The sequence below is a fragment of the Varibaculum cambriense genome, from assembly GCF_022133705.1.
Taxonomy (GTDB): Bacteria; Actinomycetota; Actinomycetes; order Actinomycetales; family Actinomycetaceae; genus Varibaculum; species Varibaculum cambriense_A.
This window is the reverse complement of the sequence record NZ_JAKNHJ010000051.1, coordinates 1-240: the sequence shown is the minus strand read 5'-3', so window position 1 is coordinate 240 and position 240 is coordinate 1. Positions and strand designations below refer to the sequence as shown.

Below are 240 nucleotides of genomic sequence, written 5' to 3'. Positions count from 1 at the left end.
TGAACATGGCCAGCCACGCCCAGTTGATCTGCATGACGTCGGGCTCGGAGCGGCCGGCGATCTGCGTGGTCAGGCGCTCCAGGTAGCCGTTGAAGCCCATGTACTCGGCCTTCACGCGCGCGCCATGGCGCTGCTCGAAGAGCTTGAGCGCGGCGAGCGTCGCCTGGTGGCGGCCGGCGCCGCCCCACCAGGCGAAGCGCAGCGGCTTGGCCTGGGCATGGACCCACGGCGCGGCCAGCG

General features: G+C 71.7%; 1 protein-coding gene. It reads right to left on the bottom strand.

Annotated features, from left to right (window positions below; genetic code table 11):
- The coding region (locus tag L0M99_RS09745; protein WP_238128458.1) for an extracellular solute-binding protein at nt 1–240 on the bottom strand (240 nt) is incomplete at both ends.